The sequence below is a fragment of the Clostridium sp. genome, from assembly GCF_032576335.1.
Taxonomy (GTDB): Bacteria; Bacillota; Clostridia; order Oscillospirales; family Acutalibacteraceae; genus Faecalispora.
In genome coordinates this window covers 50716-74344 of the sequence record NZ_JAWFXC010000001.1, presented here as the reverse complement: position 1 = coordinate 74344, position 23629 = coordinate 50716, and the positions used below count along the sequence as shown (strand labels likewise).

The window sequence follows — 23629 nt, the reverse complement described above, 5'->3', positions numbered from 1 at the left end:
GCTATAGCTTTAATGTATGACCCCGCTATTTTTCATTACGCAACCTATAATTCGGTTGTTTTTTGGCAGTTTTGCGCTGTTTTCCTTCGGCCTTTTTACGCTGGCGGCATTTTGAAAGGTAATTTGTGGTTTCGTCTATGACTTCACCACTAAGTAGGAACAGTGCAATGAGGTTTGGGAAAGCCATCAGACTATTAAAAATATCGCTAATTTCCCAAACAAGGTGTAAATCCATCGTGCAGCCCGCAATGGCGGAAAAGGCAAATAGAATGCGAAACGCAGGTACGGCTCGGTTACCCACCAAGTAACGTACACCACATTCACCGTAATAAGACCACCCCAACAGGGTAGCAAACGCAAATAGAGTGATACAAATCGAAATGAGCACCCCACCATAGCTGCCAAATACAGACGAAAAAGCCGCTGCTGAGAGGGCGACTCCGTCTTTACCGGTAGCAAGGCTGCCGCTGCATAATATAACAAGTGCCGTTATCGTACACATTACAATCGTATCCAGAAAGACCTGAAAAATTCCCCACATAGCTTGTTCCACCGGCTCTTTTAGCGTACTGCCGGAGTGCGCCATAACGGAGCTTCCAAGCCCAGCCTCGTTGGTGAATACCCCACGGGAAACACCAGTTTTTAAAGCGTTTGCCATGGCGGCACCGCCGATTCCGCCAGCAGCTTGGCGCAGGCCAAAGGCCTCTTCTACGATCTGCCGGAAGACCTCCGGCAGTACCTGACGGTGATAAAACAGAACAATGCCAGCCGCTACGAGGTAACCAATTGCCATAAAGGGAACCAGGTACTCTGCTACCCGCGCAATGCGGCGAATACCCCCAAAGGTCATAACTACTAATAGCACGGCAAGTACCACACCGGTAATGGGCAGAGCAATACCAAAGCTGTCTTGCAGCGCACCGGCAATGGAGTTAGACTGCGCCATGTTGCCCATCCCAAAGGAGGCTAACACACAGCCAATGGAGAACATAACGGCAAGCCCTCGGCTGTGAATACCGCGCTCCAAATAATACATAGCGCCGCCTAGCCAGGTGCCGTCTGAATTTTTAATCCGGTATTTCATGCCCAGAACGTTTTCGGAGAAAATGGTCATCATTCCAAGCAAGGACGAAATCCACATCCAAAAAATAGAGCCTGCTCCACCAATGGTAATGGCAGTGGCGACCCCTACAATGTTACCGGTTCCGATAGAGCCAGCCAGTGCAGTAGAGACGGCCTGAAAGGGTGAAATCCCCTCTTTACTGCGAGAATTTTGGCTTAAAAGTTTACCAAATGTATTTTTAACCCATAAATTACAATGAGTAAGCTGAAAAAAGCCAGAACGGAAGGTAAAGTTGGCTCCTGCCAGCAAAATGGCACCAAGAACCGGCCATCCCCAGAGCAGGGGATGGAGAATATCGTTTAGTTGTTCAATTACCGCAGAGATGTTCAAAAAAAGCGCCTCCTCCTACAACCTGTACTAACAGGTGTATTCAAAGACGCATTTTTTCATTCGTTTAAAAGTAGAAGAATCCGATTATAGTGTTTCGATTTCATCCAGCCACAGTCGCGAACTTGCATCACTTGGCATGCGGAAGTCTCCGCGAGGGGAAAGCGTGACCGTTCCTACTTTGGGGCCATCCGGCAAGCAGGAGCGTTTAAACTGCTGAGCAAAGAAGCGGCGGTAGAAAATCAGCATCCATTTCTTGATGGTCTGGTCATCGTAGCTTCCCGCAAATGCCATACATGCCATACGGTAAATTTTCGTAGGACGAAAGCCAAAACGCAGCATATAAAACAGGAAGAAATCGTGCAGCTCATAGGGGCCAACTAAATCTTCTGTCTTTTGAGAGATTTCACCATTTACCGGAGGAAGAAGCTCAGGACTTACGGGGGTATCCAGAATATCGAGCAACAGCTCTCGTACCGTAGGTTCGCTATATTCTGCGGCATGGCGAACCAAGTGACGTACCAATGTTTTGGGAATAGAGGCGTTAACTCCGTACATAGACATATGGTCGCCGTTATAAGTCGCCCAGCCAAGTGCAAGCTCCGAAAGGTCACCGGTACCAATCACGATACCGCCGGTTTGGTTCGCGATATCCATTAAAACCTGTGTGCGTTCTCTTGCCTGCGAGTTTTCATAGGTCACATCGTGTACCTTAGGGTCGTGACCAATGTCTTTAAAGTGTTGTTCTACCGCGGCGGCAATCGAGATTTCGCGGAAGGCAACGCCAAGGCTTTCTGCGAGCCCAGAAGCATTGTTTTTAGTGCGGCTGGTTGTACCAAAGCCCGGCATAGAGACTGCGGTAATGCCATCACGGGGAATATGAAGCGAATCAAACGCGCGTACCACAACCAACAGGGCGAGTGTGGAATCCAGCCCACCGGAAAGACCGATTACGGCAGATTTGCCACCAGTATGGCGTAGGCGAGTTTTTAGACCCTCTGCCTGCATGTTTAAAATCAGTTCGCAGCGCTCGTATAAATCTGCAGAGTCGGAAGGAACAAACGGCAGGCAGGGGAAACTGCGGTGCAGCTCAAGCGGAGTGGTAGATTGATCAAACAGAATCGTCGTACAGCCGCTGCCGCTCTGCCAAGTGGTCATGCGGCGGCGTTCTTGCACTAAGCGCTGCAAATCAATGTCGGCACACAGCAGTCCGGTGGTAAACAACGGTGCTTCAGCCAATAGGTTGCCATTTTCCGCAATTAAGTTATGCCCAGAGAATACCATGTCGGTTGAGGATTCTCCCTCGCCCGCATCTGCGTATGCGTAGGCGGCTACTAGCCGTGCAGATTGCCCGGCAACAAGGGAACGGCGGTAAGAGGCTTTGCCAATCACCTCGTCGCTGGCAGAGGGATTTACAATAATTGTAGCCCCGCAGGAGGCCAATTTTGCGGAAGGCGGCTCGGGCATCCACAAATCCTCACAAATTTCTACCCCAAGCATCAGATCCGGAATTGAGCGGCAGCAAAACAGTAGATCGCCGCCAAGGAGTGTGCGTTGCCCACAAAAAGTAATTTCACGTGTAGTGGGCGCGGGGGAAAAATGGCGCGCCTCATAAAATTCAGAATAGTTTGGAATGTTCCGCTTGGTGGCTAGTCCCAGAATTTTACCTTGCTGAATGACCGCAGCAGTGTTATATAGCTCTGCATTGAGTGCAACGGGCACACCAATAACAGCGATAACTTGCATATTGCGCGTTTCTTTCAGGATGCGGGTCAGCGCTTCCTGTGCGCCTTCGATTAAGGTGCTGTCGCGAAACAAATCGCCGCAGGTGTAGCCAGTAATGCACAGTTCCGGGAAAACGACAACGCCCACCTTTTGCTGTTCCGCTTGGCGTATCAGTTCAATAATGGCCGTGCTGTTGTGCTGGCAGTCCGCAATGCGAATCACTGGGGTAGCAGCAGCTGTTCTGAAAAAACCGTCTTTCATTTCAAATATTCCTCCAACTTGGAATGGCCGATGCTCAAACTGGCAAGCCTTTTCCGTAATCTAAATGAATAAGTAAAGTAAGTACAACGGAGAAAAGGGCGCGCATTCGGCGCGCCCTCATTAACGGGTAGAATAATTTTCTTTTAATGCAGGGGGACACACCGCAACATCCGGCATATAGCGGCGCATTCCTTGCAGTGTAAACTGCTTACTGCTGCAATAGAAAATGCCGCGGCGCACACGGTTCAAGTTACTTAAACAATTCGCGCCCTTACGCTCTCGCAGGTGCATCTTCAAAACGTAATACACACAGCAAAAACCGGTTTTACGGCAAAGCGCACGGTAGGCTTTTTCGTAATCAGAGTAAACACCAACGCTTTCGAGTGTGGTGCGAACCATAGCAGTAGCGCGAATAAAATCGTTTATCTTGTCCGCGTTAATGGTAGCCAAGGTGCTTGTGCTCTGCTGGCTATAATAATATAACGCTTTGTCTATAACTGCAACCTTGTTTGCATGGGAAAATAATTTATTTGCCGTAGCTAAATCTTCAAAAGCCATGGTAGGAAAGGTAATATCGTAATCGGTAAACAAAGTTCTTTTGTAAATTTTATTCCAAACCAAGCTTTGAATCTGGGTGTCATGCAAAAGTTTATTCATTGCTACATCACGGCTAAAAACGCCGTGGCAGCGGAAGGGGTACTTGTACAATACATCGGAACGGACAAAATGGTAATAATAATAGCAACAGGCAATGTCCGCATCGTTGTCAGTAGCGGCGTGGTATAGCTCCTCCAAAAAATAGGGAGAGACGTAGTCGTCGCTGTCTACAAAACAGAGGTATTCTCCTCTGGCCTGTTCCATCCCGCGGTTGCGGGCCATCGACATTCCGGCGTTCGGCTGGTCTATTACAACAATGTTCGCATAGTTCCTCTCAAATTCGCGAAGAATGGCAAGAGAGCCATCCTTAGAGCCGTCATTAACGGCTATAATTTCAAAATCTTGAAATGTTTGGTGAACCAGAGTGGAAAGACACTTGCCGATAAAAGGCTCCACATTGTAGACGGGAATTACCACGCTGATTTTGGGGTCTTTCAGATTGTTTTGATTCGGCAAAGCTCATTTCTCCTTTCATTCAAGTCTTAGTATCCCGCTTTTCATGTAAATTGATACATGACGGCTGCGGGAACAGGCAATTGGCCCACTCAAAGGCAGTTATTGGCCTGCTTCCACTTGTTCGGAAGCATTTGGGAGCTCCGCATTTTGCTGAGAGGAAACCGGCTGAGAGGAAGACACATGCGATGATGCGGGAGCCTGTGAGGACGGTACCTGGGATGCCAGCGCAGAAGAAGCTGGTTTGCTCGGCGCGGAAGAAGCTGGCTTGCTCGGCGCGGAAGAAGCTGGCTTGCTCGCCGCCGAAGAGGTTGGCGACGCAGAGGAAGCGGGAGCGGAAGATGCCGTACCTTCCGTTCCGGGACCTACTTTATAAATATTTGCAATCGCACGGTAATAGCTGTTTGGCAGAGCTTCTGTTTTTACCACCTTGCCATCGCGGTAAAAAATGCGTTTGGCAGAAGCTTTGATGCCGGCGTTCCCCTTGCGGTCAAGAACCTTCTGGCCTTTTTTCAGGCTTTGGTCTACCACAAATTGGTCTGCGGGCTGGGCAACGGTACCGGTATTGTTCGAAACCACTTCAATGGAGTCATAGTCCGGAGATTTGTAACCATATAAAGTAACCGTTACTTTTGTACCGGTCATACCCGCTACAATATATACCGGGAATTCGGTGGGGTTTTTAAATTGAAAATCTAAATAAGGGTAGCTGACGGTCGCGTCAAGACCCACTGGCACATATGACGATTGCCACATGTGATTGGAGCGGTTTGTAATAGCCATATTTGAGCGAATGGCAGCTCCATATAAAGTGGAGGATACTTGGCAAACACCGCCGCCGTATTCCATTACTTTTTTTCCGCCTGAAATAGCCACAGCTTTGCGGTAGCCGTTTTGCGGCAGGTTGGTATCTCCCGTAGCGGTGTTAAACGAAAAAACGGCGCCCGGCTTAATTACTTCTCCATTGATAGCGGAAGCTGCCAGCTTCATGTTATGGTTGCCATCTGCCGAGTTGGTTGAAGTAGTGGTATAAGTGCCAAGCTTTTGCATATGGCTCTGCAGGTGAGCCTGTGTTACGTCAAAAGAAACCGTTTTTACAGGAACTGCAATGCTCCCGGATTCATTGTTTTTAACGAGTGCGTTCACCTGCGAAAAAAGAGAATCGCTTTCTACCGCAAGACCATCTTTTCCATCCGCATAACGGAACGTAGCGGTAGTTGTGTCAAATGATGCTACCGTAGCGTTAACGGGAGCAATATTAACGGCTTTCTCAATCTCTGCCAGCTTTTGCTTTAAAACAGCTTCGTCGTGTGTGGGGGTAAGGCTATATGTTTTGGGGGATGCCTTAAGCTCCTTGATTTGCTTCAGGCGCTCTTCATCACTACCGGTTCTGGCATAGGCATACGCTTCATCCAAAACCTCCTGCGTATTAAAGCGGTACCCTAAATCCTGAGCGGTTAGAGTCCAATTTTTATCCTCGTAAGAAAGCTCTATATTGATTTTGGGCAAAGATTGAGTTTCCACATCGGTTACGGCTTTTAGGGCTTCATCCTTGGTTTTGCCGCCTAAGTCAATCCCTTCCACAACCGTACCGGTGTAATAATGGTCCGTTTGTAAAAGATCGTTTTCGTTGCGCTGCTGCTCCTGCTGCTGGTAATAGGAATAACCCGCAAATGCAGCCCCGCCTAAAATAAGAATGCCCGCTGCAGCAACCAGTAATTTTTTCCAGCGGCCAGAGGCATTTTTACTGTGTTTCGGGGAAGAAGAATATAAGTCAGTTAAAGAATCTTCTTGGTGGGAACGAGCCGTTTGGTTCATGCGATAAATCCTTCCTTCCTTGAAACCAAAGTAATATTAAGCGAATCGGAATGTAACCAGAATGTATGCTAAAAAAATAATAACAATAAGGCTTTTCGCGACTCTATTTTATCGCCTTTTTAGAAGAATGTAAAGTTACAGCTTTTACATAAGTTTCAAAAGCCTCTTTTTTCCGTAAATAATTTACAAATGGAGGCTTGAAACTTAGTGGGAAATACTATATTGTATAGATACGCGGCTCTGCGGCAAGAAATGCGGCAGATTAGCGAAATAGTGCAGGCATAAGAGAAATCTGCTTTGACTGTGCTGTTTTGCTGAAAGCAAGCATTTTCACATTCTGCACGGCCGAAAATGTATTTTAAAATACGCAGAACGGAATTGTTCCGCTCTGACAGGAGGAACCTTCAGGTGAAAATTCTCATTTTATCTGCGGCGACCGGAGGCGGCCATTTACGAGCATCCCACGCAATTGAGTCGTACCTTTTGGAAAACGCTACAGATGTTGAAGTGAAAGTGGTGGACGCACTAAAAACCATCCACCCAATATTAGATAAAACGATTTGCGAGGGATACCATTTTTTAGCTACCAAAACGCCAAAGATGTTCGGTTTGCTGTACCAAAAATCGAACGAAGAAAACCCGCTGGCACAAATGGTGCCCAAATTCAATAGCTTATTTGGCATACGCCTCATACCGTTATTGGAGGAATACCAGCCAGATGTTATTATAGCGACCCATCCTTTTGTTACAGAAATGGTTTCTCATCTAAAGGAAAAGGGGCATGTGAAAGTGCCGCTTATTTGTGTTATGACAGACTATGGTCCCCACAAGGCATGGATTTCAGACAAAGTAGATGCTTACATTGTCTCAAATGAGGACATGGTTCCCGACATGGAGGCGATGGGTGTCCGCCGCGAGATTGTGTACCCGTTCGGCATTCCGGTATACGATGTGTTTTTTGATAAAGCAGATAAGGCCGCTCTGCTGGAAGAACTTGGAATGCAACGCGATGAGCTTACTATTTTAATTATGGCGGGCAGCTTCGGTGTTTCGAATATTCTGCAAATTTATGAGGATATTGTTTGTCTTGATTTTCCGTTCCAAATTATTGTTATCACCGGGCGCAACGAAAAATTATTCCAGGCATTTGAAGATAAAATTGAAGAGTGCCGCCTGAGCCCGCAAATGGGCTGTAAGCACACTCGCCTTGTTTTCTTTACGAATGAAGTGGAAAAGTATATGCACGCGTCCGATTTAATCATCACAAAGCCCGGTGGCCTTACCGTTTCAGAAGCATTGGCCTGCAATGTTCCGCTCGCAGTGTTTGATGCGATTCCTGGCCAGGAGGAGGATAACGCTAACTTCCTCATGAGCCACGACATGGCCGTTCGTATTCGCAAGGGAGACGATTGTGCCGGTACTATTTCCGAATTGCTGCAAAATCGTGAAAAGCTTGAAAAAATGCGGCAGTCGTGCCAAAGCTTTGATAAATCACAGTCTTCCAAAAACATCCTCTCACTCATTTATGAGTTGGTAGGCAGGGAAGAAGCAAATAGAGGAATTTAATTAAATATGGTTCTTTTCGCTGCTGCAAAGGAACCAATAGTCATCCCATAAGAGAAGCCCCAACCGTAGTAAAATAAAACTACGGTTGGGGCTTCTTATTGCATAAAAGAGAAATTTACACGAGTACCACGAGTACAAAGAAAAAGAAAATCTGGTAAATGTCTCTTTTATTTCTGAACTATTGAACCGGGCCTAAAATCTTTTCCATATTTTCCAGTTGGTCAATATGAACGATGGTAACGACCTTATCGCCACCTTGCAGCATTGTCTCGCCACGCGGAATCAGTAGGTCTGAATTGCGGATGATGGCAACGAGCACACATTCGGTAGGAAGCTGAATGTCGCGCACAAGCTTTCCCTGTACAGGAGAGTCGGGGTTTACCATGCGTTCAACAAGCGAATACTTACCGCCGTGGAGTTTTAAAAGCGTCATCATGTCGCCCATCGACATTTCTTCGGCAACTAAACGAGCCATTAAATCCGCCTGATTTACGGCAGCGTCAACACCCATCATAGGGGTGAACAGCCATGCGTTTTTGGGGTTGTTTACACGGCCAATCACACGGCGAACACCATACTCCAAACGGGCTAATGTGCCAATTACCAGATTGTTTTCATCGGAGCCGGTAACGGCGGCCACAACGTCTGCCTCGTGGATTCCAGCCGCCTCCAAGAGCATGGGTTCTGCGCCGTTGCCCTGAATAATGGTATCGTGCGGCAAAACCTTTTTGAGTACCTCAATTCGATTATCTTTTGCTTCAATAATCTTAATTGTATGGCCTCGCTCAATTAACAGCGTTGCAAGGTAGCAGCCTACCTGCCCGCCGCCAACAATTATAACCTTCATGTTTATATCCCCCTCACATCGTTTTGCCAAGCATCTTACGGAGCTGGGCACCGGAAGCAGACGTTTCTGCGATATACACTACGTCGCCTTTTTGAAAAACTGTACCGGTAGTGGGCAGCAGCGTTTTGTTCTGGCGTTCAATCGCAACTACATGAATGTCGCCTACTACGGTTAATTCGGTTACCCGGTGACCAACCAGCAGGGAGGGCAGCTCTACACGCAGCAGCTCTGCCTCACCACTGCCAAAGCTGTAAACCTGATTGAGTGTGGAGTAAGAAAGCAGGTCTGACGCACGCTTGATGCCCCATGTGGTGGAGGAGAGGGTCTGCACGCCGAGGCGCTTGTAAATTTCGGCCTTTTCACGGTCATAAAGGCGTGCAACCACTTTGGGAACATGGTAAATTTCTTTTGCAATACGAGCAATTACGGCATTTGATTCGTCGCTGGAGGTAAAAGCCGCCAGCGCATCGGTACGCTCAATTTGTGCCTTTTGTAATACGTCTTTGTCAAAGCCGATGCCTTCTACGGTTTTTCCTTGGAATTGTTTCCCAAGCTTTTCAAACGCTGCTGGGTCAGAGTCGATAACGGTAACAGAGTGACCGGCTTTACTCATGGCCTGCGCAAGTCCGGAGCCGTTGCGCCCACACCCTACAATAATAACTTTCATCGAATAGCCTCCCTTTTTGCGTCTTTTGGCATTGTGTGATTGGGTTTGTTGTGGTGGTCTGCCTTTTTGCGGTCAGACCAACGAAGGTATGCTTTACGTGCTTCATCCAAGAGCAGCATGGCAAATGGAATGAAAAGTAAGATGCCTAGGTGGCTTAACGGCAAAGGTGCTGTATTAAACAGGTTTTGCAGGAAAGGCAACGGCAGCACTACAAGACATGCAAGCAGTGTAAACTCTACCGCAATGCCGATTAAGATTAAGTGGTTTGTGAATATACCGATTTTGAAAACAGACATACGGTCGGTACGGCAGGCAAATACAGCGCCAACCTGTGAAAGAACGATAGCAGCAAAGGTAATAGAGGTTGTCATCCGGTATGCAAGTCCGTCCGCAGCGAGCGGTACGCCGGGCCAGCCCATCAGGAAGTTGAGGAAGAAGTATGCGGCAATGCCGAATAATGCTTCCAGCATACCGTACCAGAGGAATGCGCGAATAATTAAGGGGCGATTCAGCAGCACATCGTCTCTAGAACGTGGAGGCGCTTCCATGACGCCTTCCTCCGGCGCTTCTGAACCAAGGCCCATAGCGGGTACCATGTCGGTTCCAAGGTCAATGGCGAGCACCTGCATAATGGTTAGGGGCAGAGGAATCAGGCCGCCGGAAAACAAGTACAATACCATGGGTACTGCACAGGACATATTACTGGTAAAGATATACAGCACAAAACGGCGGATATTACTGTAAACAGCGCGTCCTTCTTCAATTGCGTTTACGATCGAAGCGAAGTTATCATCCGTTAAAATCATGTCGGCGGCTTCCTTCGCTACGTCTGTTCCGGAGCGGCCCATCGCTACGCCAATGTCTGCCTTTTTCAGAGCAGGGGAGTCGTTAACGCCATCACCGGTTACGGCAACAATGTGTTTCATATCCTGCAAGGCACTAACTACCTGAAGCTTTTGTTCCGGTGCAACACGGGCAAATATGACTTCGTCCTTAAGAGCTTCTTCCAGTTGGGGTTGGCTCATTGTCTCAAGCTCTAGCCCGGTAATAATGCGGGGGTGGCTGCCAGAGACAATACCAATGCGGCGTGCGATGCTCTCAGCGGTGAGACCATAGTCACCGGTAATCATAATGATTCGAATTCCAGCTTTATGACATTTTTTCACAGCTGCGGCAACCTCAGGGCGGGGCGGGTCAACCATGGCAATCAGACCAAGAAAGGTTAAATCCTGCTCAATGATTTCAGGTGTATATTCGCTTAGGCTGGTTGGCAGGGCAATGTCTCCGGTTAATTCGCGAATTGCCACTGCCAGCACACGCAGACCCTTTTTGGCGTATTCGTCGTTCACCGCCATTATTTGGCTGCGTTCGTCGTCGCTCATGGTAGATACAGCACCGTTTCTACGCTGGCGGTTGCACAAGTCGAGCACTTCCTTCGGCGCACCCTTTACAAAGGCAATGCGGCTGCCACTCATTGGCTGGTGAATGGTGCTCATGCGCTTACGGCTGGAATCGAACGGCAGCTCACGCAGGCGAGGAATCGAGGTTGCGAGTTCATCTAAGTTAAGACCATTCTTCTGTGCAACGACCAGCAGTGCGGCTTCGGTGGGGTCACCTAGAACCGTGTAGTGATTGTTTTCTTCATTGGGAGGAAGCAGTCTTGCGTCACAGCATAAACCGGCTCCGGTTAATAGCTGGCTTAAATGACTGTTGCTCTTGTCGGCAGGGCTTCCGTTTTCTTCTAGAATTTGGCCGCCCTCGGCGTTATAGCCTACTCCGGTTACTTCTAGGTTGCGGCCGTCCATCCAAATGTTACTTACCGTCATTTCATTCTGCGTTAGGGTACCGGTTTTGTCGGTGCAGATTACGGTGGTGCAGCCGAGTGTTTCTACGGCAGAGAGGCGTTTAATCAATGCGTTGCGTTTTGCCATGCGCTGTACGCCCATAGCGAGCGATAGAGTAACGGTAGGTAATAGACCCTCCGGGATAAATGCAACCATCATACCCAGTGCGAAAATAAATGCTGCTACTACTTGAGATTTTGCAAGGAATATCGCCAAAATAAAGAAGAGAATGCCGATGGAAACCGCAATGGCAGAAACCTTTTTTGTCAGATTTCCCATCTCTTTTTGCAGCGGGCTTGATTCATCCTTCAGGCTTTGGGTTAAACCGGCAATGCGGCCAAACTCCGTGTCCATTCCGGTGGTGCAAACAACGGCTTTGCCGGTACCGGAGGAAACAGTGGTGCCTGCAAAAACCAGGTTCGGGGATTCTGAGGTGGAAATATCGGTCCGAAGCACCTGGTCGCGCCCCTTATGCACCGGGTTTGATTCACCGGTTAGCGTAGATTGATTCACACGCAGGTCGTTATCTTCGACAAGGCGCGCGTCGGCTGAAATCATATCGCCTTCGGAGAGCAGCATAATATCTCCGGGAACAAGATCCTCTGCTAATAGGCGAACTTCTTCACCGCCACGCAGGACACGAACGTAATCTGGCAAAAGCTTTTTGAGTGCTTCGGTTGCTTTACCGGCTCTGAACTCCTGCCAAAAGCTGAATAAACCGTTAATGATGTTGACCATCCACACGGCAATTGCCAGCTCAGGCATACCGGCAATAAAAGCAACAATACCGGCAAACCAAAGCAAAACTGCCATAAGATGAGTAAAATTGGAAAGAAATTTAAAAATAATCGGCTGACCCTTTTTTTCTTGAATGGTGTTCTTTCCGTATTTTTTCAGGCGCTCCTGCGCCTCTTCCGGAGTAATGCCCTGCTGGGTGGTCTCCAGTGCACCAAAAACCTCCGCTACGGGCAGCTGCCGTATTTTACGGGGAAGGTCATTTACCGGGGGTGCAGCCGGTTGAGTTACATTTTGTTCTTTTTGTTTCATCGTTCTGCTCTCCGTTCCATAACATGTATAATTCCGTTGGGATCCCGCCGGGTACTAAAAGCGAGATGAAGCGGTTCGTTACAGTCTGATTCATCAAACGCGCAGTTGCCGTCAGGAGTGAGACTGCCTAACCGGTTTAAATTGTATCGGGCTGGCAAATACGTTGGATCAAGTGCCCAGGCGGAGCGATAATGCCGCATCGCTCCAAGAATGTCGTTTTCCCGTTCCAACAGTATCCCCATTAAATTATGGGGGTGCGGTGCATGAGGGTAGGTGCCCATAGCGTTCGAAATCAGCTGTTCGCATTCGGTGTAATTTTGTTCTTCCAACAACAGCCTCGTCTTTTTGCAAAGCAGGCTCAGTTCTTTTTGTTGAATGGTTGTTGCGGATTTCATACTGTATCACCTCGTTTGTCTGCCTTTCTCAATTTCCGTTCTTATTGTAGCGAAGAGTGTGTGAGTTGGGTGTGAAAAGACAGACATAGGTGTGAGAAAGCTGTGAGAACCGGTAAAAAATTGAAAAAACCACTAAAAAACAAATAAAAAAGACCGTATAACGGATATTGTTCCGCATACGGTCTTTTTCATGAGCCAAATTATGAATCGTTTTAAAAAATCTTATTTATCACCCATTTATTCATCCACTAGGCGATAACCGACGCCAATTTCGGTTACAACATACCGTGGCTTTGCGGGGTTTTTCTCAATTTTTCGGCGTAAAGCAGCCATTAAAGCGCGCAGAGCCTGTGTGTCGTTGCCATAACCCACGCCCCAAACTTCACGAATGATGTATTGGGTAGTTAAAACCTTGCCGCAGTTTTTAAATAGCAATTGTAACAATGTGTACTCCATGGGGGTTAAGTGAAGCTCTGCACCGTTTAAATAAGTTAGCCTTTTTTCCATATCTATTTTTAATTCACCAACCTGATAAACGGCCTGCGGTTTATCGCCGCCTTGCCTGCGCAGGTGGCGTATGGCAACGCGTATGCGTGCCAAAAGCTCCGTAGCGGAAAATGGTTTTGTTAGGTAATCATCCGCTCCGGCGTCGAGCGCCGCCGCTTTTTCTTTATCTTGGTCGCGGGCAGATACAACAATAATGGGCATGTCGGACCATTGTCGTACACGCTTAATAATATCCATACCGTCGCAGTCCGGCAGTCCTAAGTCCAGCAGTAGAAGCTCAATTGGCTCTGAAATTAAAAGGCTCATGGCACTGTGCCCGTTATTTGCACACAGGTGAGAAAAGCCATCTTGCTCCAGCGCATAGCTGATAAAGCTTTGAATTTGCTTGTCGTCTTCTACCACTAGTATTTTATGTGTGTGTTCACTCATTGTCTTCTACCTCCAATGGCAGGCTGAATACAAACTCCGCGCCGGGGGCATCCGTGCGGTTGCGTGCAAAAATACTTCCGCCGTGTGCTTTTACAATGGTTTCGCAAATGGCCAATCCTAAGCCAACACCTTTGCGGGAGTCGGCTTCTTTTGCGTGAGAGGTATAAAAAAGCTCGAAAATATGGGGCAGGTCTGCTCCACCAATTCCGCTACCGTGGTCACGAACTGAAAAAACAGCGGTTTGGTTTATCTTATCTTCCTCCACGCTTACACAAATGTCGCCAGGTGGGTCGGTGTGCTTTACGGCGTTTTCCAGTAGATTTATGAGTGCTTGACTAATGAGTTTTGCGTCCATCGGAACTAGAAAAAGCTCTTCGGGTGCGTGTACCTCAATGTCGTAGCCGGGGTGGTGGCGCATCACATAGCGAGCAGCCCCACCTAGGATTTCTTCGGCGGCTTCCCGTTCTTTTTGGATGGTAAGTCTGCCGTCTTGCAAGCGTGTGAGGCTGAGAATGTTTTCTACTAGAGAGTGAAGCCAACCCGCATCTTTCGAAATTCCCTCCATCAGTGGTCGCCGCGGGTCAGCGGCGTCGGTCATGCCAAGCAGCATTTCAGAGGTTCCAATCATTCCGGCAAGAGGGGTACGAAGATCGTGTGAGATTGCTCGCAGCAAATTCACGCGGTAGCGTTCCTGTACGGTTTCTTCATGCAGGCGAATTTGCTGTGCAGAGGCGGAAAAGCGGTCCATCGCCAGTGCAGTGCTTTCAATCATAGAGCGTAATATGCGAATTTGCGCCGCAGACAAACGTTGTGCCTTTTCTTTTGGCAGCCGAATCAGTCCTAATATAGAATCCTTTGCATAAATTGGCCAGTCACAGAATTCAGGGCCTACCACGTAGCCCTTATCTAGCTCGAAAAGGCGCTCTAGTAGGCTCTTAGTATCTTCCGTTTCACGGTGTACCAATTGACCCGACATGTACTGAACGTAAGTAGAATCAGGATTGCCGTCTTCATCAAAGCAGAGACAAGCAGCACCGCCACAAACGGATTTGCTGATGGTATCTGCCGCCATTTCTGCAATTTCCGCATAGGTTTTGGCATCCGTAAGTAGATTGGTTAGGGCATAAAGGGCACGCGACTCCAGTTCGCGTTCTTTTGCGTTGCGTTCGTTCTGTTTTGCATGGAAGGTTACCATGCTGGTTAACAGGGCGGCAATGCTCATAATGAACAAGGTCACCATATAACTGGGGGCATTTACTGCAAAGCTAAAATATGGCTCGGTAAATAGATAATTAAATAAAAAAGCAGCCAGTACAGAAGCCAGTATGGCGAAAACATAGCTGGAGATTAAAAGTGTAGTGAGTAGAACGGCTAAAAAGAATACGATAACGATATTGGCCTCCGGCAGACCAAAGTTACGAAGTAAAAAGCCAATTCCTGCAGCGGTGAAGAGTAGGGCTAGTACCAGAATTAAGTGTAGTAATACTGTTTTAAGTTGGTTTTTTTGAATCATAGTGAGTTTCATTCCTTCTCTGCGAACCTGCAAAACAAAGAGCGGGTTGCTTTCTATTCTTACAGTGTATTTCCAACCATAACGGAAAGCAAGAAGATTTGCAAATATTCTTACTTATTTACAGAAAACGGTGCATATATTTCTTTTAACTTATTATATTTCTGGCTTATACCGAAAAAAGCGTTTGATACAAGAGTATTGCTTGAGTGGTGCAATTGTAAATAGGAAAAACAAGACAATAAAAACGGTAATTTACCAGTTTGTGACCATGGAAATTGGCACAACAACAAAAATGAAAATTGTTATTGTATTTCATGTGCTCATCCTGATAAAATGTATAAAAAGATATTAGAAACCCTTATTTTAAAGATAAGGTGGAGCATATTTTGAGGAGGTATTAGCATGAAAAAATGGATTGGTAAAAAAGTGACTGCGGTAATTATGTGCGTTATAGTTTCACTTCAGATGCTCCCCTTTGTTGCTATGGCAGATAGCGGATCGGGGACAACAGCGACGGCGGTTAATTTACTGGAGAAAAGCTACCCCAAGGATTTATTTAGATCATCGAACCTTTCTGCCAGTATTCCAGATGATAAAGATTTATTTAAGTTGTCCTTTGATTTTTCATTGGTCAATGACCAGCTTCAGGCTAAGATGAGAGAGGCTGTAAAAGCAGTGCACCCGGAGTTTGGAGATGAAGAAATTGATGGAGTGATTGCAGAGTGGAAAGACACAGACCCCATCCCTGAGGAGTACGCGTCTAAACTGCCAGAAACCGGCTTTACCTTTCAATTGTCTCTAGCAGACAATACCTTTCGGTTGCCAGATGGCCTGCTTGGAACGCAAAAGGCTTTAAAAGTTCAGAATGACGAGTTAAAGGATGAACAAGTTGGTACGTATTCCATTACGCAGGCAGATGCAAGCAAACCGAACTTGCTGACTGTTACTGCGATACTCGACCCACGCATTTATAAGTGGAAAGATGTCTCTGCCTCGGCATCCATTGGGTTCGAGATTACGAAAACCGGTGAGGGCACCAAAAATCCTGTAATTAAGGAAAATGGGGATAAGATTAACGTTGACGTTGATTTTTCCGGCGGTGGACCAAAGCCTGATGATGGCGATAAAAACTATACAATTAAAAAGGCAGCGTCAGACATTACCACAGCAGACTCTAGCCATTTTTTGACCTATACGATTACTGCGAAGGCTCCGGCAGACAAAACACTGAATGATATGACTATAGTGGATTCAATCCCGAAGGGGTTGGTGGTAACAAAAGTAGAAGTGGAGAGCAGTACGCCTGCCACAATCGATGCAAATGTGTTGCCCGCAGAGCAGGCAGAAGCAGGAAAGTATTTTGTTGATGAAAACGGTAAGCTTACTTATACCATTCCGGATTCTCCGGATGTAACCGAACTCGCACTTACGATTACAACCATGCTGACTTCTGAAAAATATCAGGAGTATATGAAAATAGTAAATGGTACTCCCACACTTACTTTTACCAATAAGGCGCAGCTATTTGGTAAGGATCCCTCCAAACCAGAGGCGGTCAGTGAACAAGTGACTTCAACCCTTAGTGGTAGCTTTATGAATAAAAAGGGCGAGCGAGTCGGCCTGAACAGTCCGGAGTGGAAATGGACGATCACTGCAAACACGTATTTTACAGGTAAAAATGGTACGGTGTACCTAATCGACTCCATTCAAGGAATCAATCAGACCCATAAATACCTGTTAAATAGCAAGAATGAACTAGAATTCACCGTTAATGAGAATGAGCAGGTGGCAGGAGCGAGTTCGCCCTCTTCTCCCATGACGTATGCAGCGATTTTAAAAGCGGCAGAGAATCAAACAACACTAAAAAATACACTGGATTTTTTAAGTGATTTAACAGACTCTGGTTCGAAAGCAGTTTATTATACCAATTCGAGCAAAAATGAAGCAATTCTCATCATTCCTTTGGCGGAAAGTGAGCTGAACAAACCGCTGGAGGTCACTTATTCTACGGTGGCAATTGCTTCCGCTGATGGTACTTATACAGATAAGAACTTACAAAATGAAGCGACCATGCTATGGAAAGGTGTTGAATATGACCCCGGAACAGGCGGCACTGGTGGATCAGGCACAGAGCTACCCTCTTTTTCTTTTAACATAAAAAAAGAATATGCGATGGATTATTCCGTGCTGAAAAAAGAGGCGGGCAACTACCAAAAGAGCAACAGAGAAATGATATGGTCATTTAAAGTCAATTACAGCCACTTAGAAATTAAAAATGCTACCATTACAGATGTACTGCATGATGATGCGCAGGTTTTTAAAAGTCTTTCCGCAGTACTGAAGGAAAAGGGTGAATCGAATAAAACGATTACATTCACAAAGGATGGCACAGATTCACCGTCCTATACTTTAACGCCTGATGAAGAATCGCATACAACGCTCTTGACTATTTCCTTAGGAGATATTGAAGAGGATCAGGTCTACGAGATTACACTGAAAACTACCGTGGTGGACCCGTTGATTCTAAACCAAAACAGCGATAATGCAGGTAAGCTGACAAACAAAGCAACAATCACAGGGGAGGGTTTGCCCTCGGATAAAGACTATTCTAGCTCAGCCGAAAAGAGTGTTGGCAACACCATTCTCATAAAAGACAATATCGGCGTAGCGACGGATGGTAAGTATACCGATAAAGAAACAAACTACTATGACTATACAAACCACCAGCTTTACTGGCGTGTTACGGTTAACCCAAACCATTCGAGTATTGCGGCAGGAGCCATTTTAACAGATACCGTACCAACCAATACGGAGTTCGGTCAATTGTTAGAGGTTAAGCAAATTGCAAAGAATCCGGACGGTTCAAATGGAACGGTAACAACACAAACTGTGAATAAGGTAGTTCCGAGCGATGGCTCCGAAGAGACCATAACAATCGGTAGTCAGACCATAAAAATGAAGAGTGATGAATTTAGTACGGATACAACACCACGTCAGAAAGTACAATTCAAATTCGAGAATACGTTTGATGATACCTACGTAATGGTATTTTCCACAGTAGTAAAAGAAGATTACCGCAAGGAAATTGCAAAGGAGCTAAAAGAATATTCCTTTACAAATGATTGCTCATTGACTGGTGAAATTGTGAATCCCACAGGTGAAACAAACGGAACGATTGATGCCATCGAGAATGCGACGCATAAGGTTCGGGTTCCTTCTATTGGGAAACAAGGGCAATATGTTTACGGCAAATACAAAGACGATGATTCGATTTACCGTGTAGATTGGCAGATTTTATTGAACGCCGACGGAGTGGATATGGAGGGTGCCACCCTAACAGATCACCTAAAAGAATGGTTCCAGTTAGATCAAGAGTCTCTGTCAATTAAGCAAGTGAATCCAAATAGTATTTCGAGCACGGGTCCTATTACAGGCCCCACTTCCTCACTAAAAAAATATGTAACGGGAAATGAGCTGAAAGACCAATTTAAGGATTTAAAGGTATCTAATTCCGGGTTCACCTTTAAGGTTCCAAAATCATATGCACACACCCCTTTGCTGATTACGTTTACCACTTTGGTGGTTGGCGAAGTCACATCGAAAGATAAAATGTCTAACAGTGCCTCGCTTGCCTGGAGCGGAGGAGATTCAACGGAAACAGGAGAACAGCAGGCCAACGGTGCCCAAACATTGACTATGGATCAGATTGCCAATGCCAGCACCAGCGCGCAGCTGCGTATATTAAAAACAAGCACAAATACCACTGGATCAGAAGAGTCACCCGATTTCCGTTTATCCGGTGCGCAGTTTACCTTAACTCAAATGAAACAAGAGGGCGGTAAATGGGTGGCAGATAAGGATGCGGAGATAACGAAAACAACCCCATCTACCGGAAAGATTTTCTTCCTGTACTTGAACAAGAATGTACTCTATCAGCTAGAAGAAACACAGGCACCAAATGGGTACCAGCGAGATACTGCAGTTCGATACTATGTGTTTACTGAAAACACTTCTCCGGAAGGAACTTATCCCGAGGGTACCATAACGAAGAAAGCTGGTACGTATACCACCCCAATTGTGATTAAAAACAAACCCAAAAATAATCAAGGGGAAGGCACATACTCTTTCTCTTTCACAAAACAGAGTGATGACGGGAATCCTGTGCAGGGAGCAAAATTTACCCTTACTGGAGCAAACTTGCAAGTTAAGGAAGCAACCAGTGATCAAGCTGGCTCGGTAAAGTTTGAGAATGTAGACCCCGGTACCTACGAGCTCAAAGAGAGCACCGTTCCGAATGGGTTTGAAAAAATCAACGGAACAGTTGCCATTACAATTTCTACGAGTGGTCAACTTACCATGACCGGCGGCGATTTCTTAACCCATTCCGATGAAATGGGTTATACCGTAACCAATGTTCGTACCCGTGGAACTGTAACGCTACAGAAACAGGATTCCGCCGATTCCGTTCCTGTGTCTGGCGCGAAATTTACTGTGTATAGTAAAATTGGCGACGTTGCGGTGGCGTATCTTACGGAGAGCGATATTACTAGTGGATTGTATCAGCTTTCTGCTTTGGAGACTCCAGCTAAAAACGCTGTGGGCGATTGGTATCTCTCGGCAGATAATCAGTTGATTGTGGGCGATTATTATGTGAAAGAAACCACGACACCTACGGGTTACCTACCCGATGTCGATGAGAAAAACAAACTCCATTCGTATGATTTTTCCATTGCCACACAAGGGCAAGCAGTTACAGTTAGTAATAATGGCTCCGTTTCAGACTTTTTCAATACCCCCATTGGCTCTATTACTGGTCAAAAAGTAATTGCCGATTCTGGTCTACCATTGGCCGGTGCAACCATTGGCCTGTTTAACGCAGCAGAAACGAATCTGGTGAAAGACAAGGCAATCGCTACGGTATTAAGCGAAAATGATGGTTCCTTCACCTTTTCTAACTTGCTCTACGGAACCTACAAGATTGCTGAAGTGGCTGCACCCGGCAGGTATTTGGTGAATACCAGTGCGGTGTTTACAGTGACAGTGAATCAGAATAAACAGGCGGTCACAATGGATGACAGCGGCACCCCGATTCTAATTGCCAATACCCGTCGTTCCGGCGGCGGTGGAGGTGGCGGCGGAGGCGGTGGTAACCCCGGAGGCGGCAGTGGTGAGGGGTATATCGTGATTCAAAAAACCTCGGAAGATGGTGTGCTCTCCGGCTTTACCTTTGAGATTACGGATGGGAATTCCTATACTCAACGCTTTGTAACCGATGCAGATGGCCGTATTATGACGGGTGAACTGCCCAAGGGAACGTATACCATCCGTGAAATTGCAGAAGAGGGAGTAACGGACAAATACGAACTCCCCAAAGCGCAGACGGTGCGTATCTCAGGAGTGGGTACAAAAATAAACTTTGTGAATAAGCTTCGCGATGAATTCATTCCGCCTGAAGAGGTGCCTTTGGGCGGCGGCGGAACAAAACCGACCGAGCCGGTTGAAACGATTCCAGATGATGATGTACCCAAGGGCGGCGGAACTTTTGGACCGAAAACAGGCTTTACCGGGGCATCCCCCTTATGGGCGCTGCTGCTGGGGCTTTCTCTGGCTGGTTTGGGTTATTCTGTAATTTCATTACTGGTTGAAAGAAGAAAGGGACGTTATGTCGGCAAATAAATGGCCGATAAAGCGTCGTTTGGCCGCTGCCGGGTGCATCCTGTTCGGTATAATGGCTTTGGCTTCCGGGAGCGTTTTGTTCTTGGATTACCAAAGCCAGAGAGCGGCTGACGAAGAATTTGAGAATATTCGTGGAAGCATATCCGCAGTTGTAACATCGGCCGCCGGGGAGTCTATTGCTCCGGCGGCGATTCCTCAATCTCCGATCGAAAAGTATGGTACGCTTGCAAAGCAAAACTCCGATTTTGCCGGTTGGGTTCAAATCGAGGGTACCTCCATTAGCTACCCGGTTATGTACACCCCAAAAGAGCCGGATTTTTACCTGAATCACGATTTTCAGCGTAAAAACAGCTCTTATGGGGTTCCATATGCGGATTCTAGAAGCGATTTAACCGGTGGTAACGTACTCATTTACGGGCACCATACAAAAAACAAAGGAATGTTTGGTGCATTGGTCGCGTACGAGGACAAAGCCTTTTATCAATCACACCCGCTGATTCAGTTTGATACGCTTAAGCAGTACGGGGAATATCAAATAGTTATGGTAGTGAAAACCACAGCTTTGCTGAATAACCCCGATGCGTTTGACTATACAAAGGCGGCTTTTCCCAGTAATCAAGCGGAGTTTGATCAATTGCTTTCTGCGTGTGAAACGCATGAGATATATAAAACCGGTGAGATAATTGCCTTTGGCGATTCCCTTTTACTGCTTTCAACCTGTGAGTATTCCAAGGAAGATGGGCGTTTGTTAATCGTTGCAAAGCAGGTAAAAACGAGCGTTTTAAAATAATTTGGGAATCAATCTTATTTTTTAGGACAATTTTGTCAATATAGGTAGATTTTACTGATTAATTCGTATATAATCAGAGTAACGGCAAACGCCGCTTTACGAAAATTAGAAAGGAGCACTTAAACATGGAACAAAAATTCTTTATCTGTAAGCATTGCGGGAACTTGGTTGGTATGATTCAAAACTCAGGAGCACCGATGACCTGCTGTGGAGAGAAAATGACGGAGTTGGTTGCGAATACAACCGATGCCGCAACAGAGAAGCACGTTCCCGTTGTAACCGTTGATGGAAATACCGTTACTGCGGTTGTTGGCAGCGTAGAGCACCCCATGCAGCCGGAGCATTTTATTCAGTGGATTTATCTGTTGACCTCTACCGGAGGCCACCGCACTGCACTGCAGCCCGGCGAGGCTCCAAAGGCTGTATTTACATTGCAGGACGGCGAGAAGCCGGTTTCGGTTTACGAATATTGCAACCTGCATGGCCTGTGGAAAACAGAGCTGTAATTACACATAATACGTTGTTTTACCGGCAGTGAAAGTCTTTGTTTGGGGCATCACCGCTTCATTAAACTTTCAGCTGCGACAAAAGGCATCTTACTCTGTAAGGTGCCTTTTATCTTAACTGTATTTTGTGGCTAGCAGGTTTGTAAAAGATAAGTTTATTCTTCTTTATTTCCATAAGCGTTAAAAACACGACAGTAAGCTGTTGTAAAAAAGAACGGTTCGGGAAGGGGGCACATAATTGAAGCTTACGGTTCTGGTGGATAATAACACCTATATTAATCAGTACTACTTAGGGGAGCCCGGTGCCTGCTATTATATAGAGGATGGCAGTGAGAAGATTTTGCTCGATACCGGCTATTCCGATATAGCGGGTAAAAACGCACGCAAAATGGGGATTGACCTCAGCGCTCTGACAAAAATTGTATTCTCTCACGGCCACAACGACCATACCGGCGGGTTGGAGTTTTTACAAAACGAATACGATTTGTCAAACGTTGAGATTATTTCGCACCCGGATACTTGGAAAGCAAAACGATATGAAGCGGATAGTATTGGCGCGACGTATTCAGAGCAAGAGATTGGCAAACTAGGCCGCCTTTGCTTAACAAAGGAGCCAATGCGCCTGAGTGAGCATCTCTTTTTCCTTGGTGAGATTCCAACGGTTTGCGATTTTGAACCCCGTGTGGCCTTGGGGGAACAAAGAGAGGGAGAAGACTACAGTGAAGATTACGTAATGGATGATTCTGCTTTGGCTTACTGTGGAGAAGAAGGCGCCTTCATCATTACAGGTTGCTCTCATAGCGGAATTTGCAATATTATTGAGCAGGCAAAGCGGGTGTGCGGTACGCAAACCGTTACTGGTGTGATTGGCGGTTTTCACCTGTTTCAGGTTAACGAAAGGGTAGAAAAGACAATCGGATATTTTGAAAAATCCGGCATTCGCAGGCTTTACCCTTGCCATTGCACCTCGTTTGCCGTGCGTTCGGCGATTCATCAAAAAGTACCTGTGAAAGAGGTAGGAGTAGGCTTTACGCTCTCTTTGTGATGAATGAATAAAATCTATTTTACAGAAAGGCTTGACTTCTTGCATTAGGCTAGGTATAATGAACACAAATTGAAAGAATACAAAATACCGGTTGGGCAGAAATGTTATTTTATTTCTGTTTTCAAGATTTTGAGCTTTAAGGGTGGGAAGCTTCTGTAAAGAAGCAATACCATCCTTTTTTTGTCGTCTTCTTCCATTGCTTCTTACAGAGCAGCCTTCTCTTTGGCATCAATTTTGCCGGTTATGGCGTTGAGAGAAAGGGAGGATTTAAAATGACTGTGTCGGAAGCCGTATTGGTTGGTGTTTTCTGTATGTCCCTTGTTTTTGGAATTTTAGCGGTGCTATTTGTCTTAATTAGCATTTTTACCGTTGGCATCCGTAAGATAGAGGGCAAAAAAACAGAAAAAACAGATCATAGATAGGGGGAAGGACA

Annotated in this window: 16 protein-coding genes and 1 other annotated feature; of the genes, 6 read left to right on the top strand and 10 right to left on the bottom strand. The window is 46.3% G+C overall.

Going from position 1 to position 23629, the window contains the following annotated elements:
- Positions 1 to 25 precede the first annotated feature (25 nt).
- From E7L17_RS00300 to E7L17_RS00285, 4 genes are all read right to left on the bottom strand, one after another.
- A complete protein-coding gene (locus E7L17_RS00300; RefSeq protein ID WP_316321282.1) occupies positions 26 to 1453 on the bottom strand; it encodes a sodium:alanine symporter family protein in 1428 nt (475 codons plus the stop codon).
- Between the two features lie 84 nt (positions 1454 to 1537).
- A complete protein-coding gene (locus tag E7L17_RS00295; protein ID WP_316321281.1) occupies positions 1538 to 3436 on the bottom strand; it encodes an NAD(+) synthase in 1899 nt (632 codons plus the stop codon).
- 120 nt (positions 3437 to 3556) lie between these two features.
- Positions 3557 to 4549: a glycosyltransferase gene (locus E7L17_RS00290; protein WP_316321280.1), complete on the bottom strand. Its 993-nt coding sequence runs from the start codon at positions 4547 to 4549 to the stop codon at positions 3557 to 3559.
- A 99-nt stretch (positions 4550 to 4648) separates the two neighbouring features.
- Positions 4649 to 6364 (bottom strand): VanW family protein, encoded by a 1716-nt coding sequence (locus E7L17_RS00285; RefSeq protein ID WP_316321279.1) that lies wholly within the window; start codon positions 6362 to 6364, stop codon positions 4649 to 4651.
- A gap of 408 nt (positions 6365 to 6772) precedes the next feature.
- On the opposite strand from E7L17_RS00285, the gene E7L17_RS00280 reads away from it, so the two are divergent.
- The gene (locus tag E7L17_RS00280; protein WP_316321278.1) at positions 6773 to 7930 is read left to right on the top strand and encodes an MGDG synthase family glycosyltransferase; all 1158 of its coding nucleotides are present in this window, start codon (positions 6773 to 6775) and stop codon (positions 7928 to 7930) included.
- A gap of 178 nt (positions 7931 to 8108) precedes the next feature.
- Here E7L17_RS00280 and E7L17_RS00275 read toward each other — a convergent pair whose 3' ends face one another.
- The 6 genes from E7L17_RS00275 to E7L17_RS00250 all read right to left on the bottom strand — a co-directional run bounded on the left by E7L17_RS00275 (position 8109) and on the right by E7L17_RS00250 (position 15179).
- Positions 8109 to 8777, bottom strand: coding sequence for a potassium channel family protein (locus E7L17_RS00275; RefSeq protein ID WP_316321277.1), 669 nt, complete (start codon positions 8775 to 8777; stop codon positions 8109 to 8111).
- Between the two features lie 13 nt (positions 8778 to 8790).
- Positions 8791 to 9444 (bottom strand): potassium channel family protein, encoded by a 654-nt coding sequence (locus tag E7L17_RS00270; RefSeq protein ID WP_316321276.1) that lies wholly within the window; start codon positions 9442 to 9444, stop codon positions 8791 to 8793.
- Positions 9441 to 12335, bottom strand: a complete 2895-nt coding sequence (locus tag E7L17_RS00265) for a cation-transporting P-type ATPase (protein WP_316321275.1) — start codon at positions 12333 to 12335, stop codon at positions 9441 to 9443. The genes E7L17_RS00270 and E7L17_RS00265 overlap by 4 nt, the downstream gene beginning before the upstream one ends.
- A complete protein-coding gene (locus E7L17_RS00260; RefSeq protein ID WP_316321274.1) occupies positions 12332 to 12730 on the bottom strand; it encodes a hypothetical protein in 399 nt (132 codons plus the stop codon). The genes E7L17_RS00265 and E7L17_RS00260 overlap by 4 nt, the downstream gene beginning before the upstream one ends.
- A gap of 237 nt (positions 12731 to 12967) precedes the next feature.
- Positions 12968 to 13666, bottom strand: coding sequence for a response regulator transcription factor (locus E7L17_RS00255; RefSeq protein WP_316321273.1), 699 nt, complete (start codon positions 13664 to 13666; stop codon positions 12968 to 12970).
- Complete coding sequence (locus tag E7L17_RS00250; protein WP_316321272.1) at positions 13659 to 15179, bottom strand: ATP-binding protein; 1521 nt, start codon at positions 15177 to 15179, stop codon at positions 13659 to 13661. Before E7L17_RS00250 ends, E7L17_RS00255 begins: the two co-directional genes overlap by 8 nt.
- Positions 15180 to 15581: 402 nt before the next feature.
- Between E7L17_RS00250 and E7L17_RS00245 the strand changes: the two genes are divergently transcribed.
- From E7L17_RS00245 to E7L17_RS00225, 5 genes are all read left to right on the top strand, one after another.
- A complete protein-coding gene (locus E7L17_RS00245) occupies positions 15582 to 20855 on the top strand; it encodes a SpaA isopeptide-forming pilin-related protein (RefSeq protein ID WP_316321271.1) in 5274 nt (1757 codons plus the stop codon).
- Entirely contained in the window at positions 20842 to 21645 is an 804-nt protein-coding gene (locus E7L17_RS00240) for a class B sortase (protein ID WP_316321270.1), read from the top strand. The genes E7L17_RS00245 and E7L17_RS00240 overlap by 14 nt, the downstream gene beginning before the upstream one ends.
- Before the next feature lie 125 nt (positions 21646 to 21770).
- A complete protein-coding gene (locus E7L17_RS00235) occupies positions 21771 to 22151 on the top strand; it encodes a desulfoferrodoxin family protein (protein WP_316321269.1) in 381 nt (126 codons plus the stop codon).
- 238 nt (positions 22152 to 22389) lie between these two features.
- Positions 22390 to 23196, top strand: a complete 807-nt coding sequence (locus E7L17_RS00230) for an MBL fold metallo-hydrolase (RefSeq protein ID WP_316321268.1) — start codon at positions 22390 to 22392, stop codon at positions 23194 to 23196.
- A gap of 89 nt (positions 23197 to 23285) precedes the next feature.
- Positions 23286 to 23348: a sequence feature (sodium ion sensor (DUF1646 type); this cis-regulatory element may regulate processes involved in with the transportation of sodium ions), on the top strand.
- A gap of 120 nt (positions 23349 to 23468) precedes the next feature.
- Positions 23469 to 23618, top strand: coding sequence for an OadG family protein (locus E7L17_RS00225; protein WP_316321267.1), 150 nt, complete (start codon positions 23469 to 23471; stop codon positions 23616 to 23618).
- Positions 23619 to 23629 lie beyond the last annotated feature (11 nt).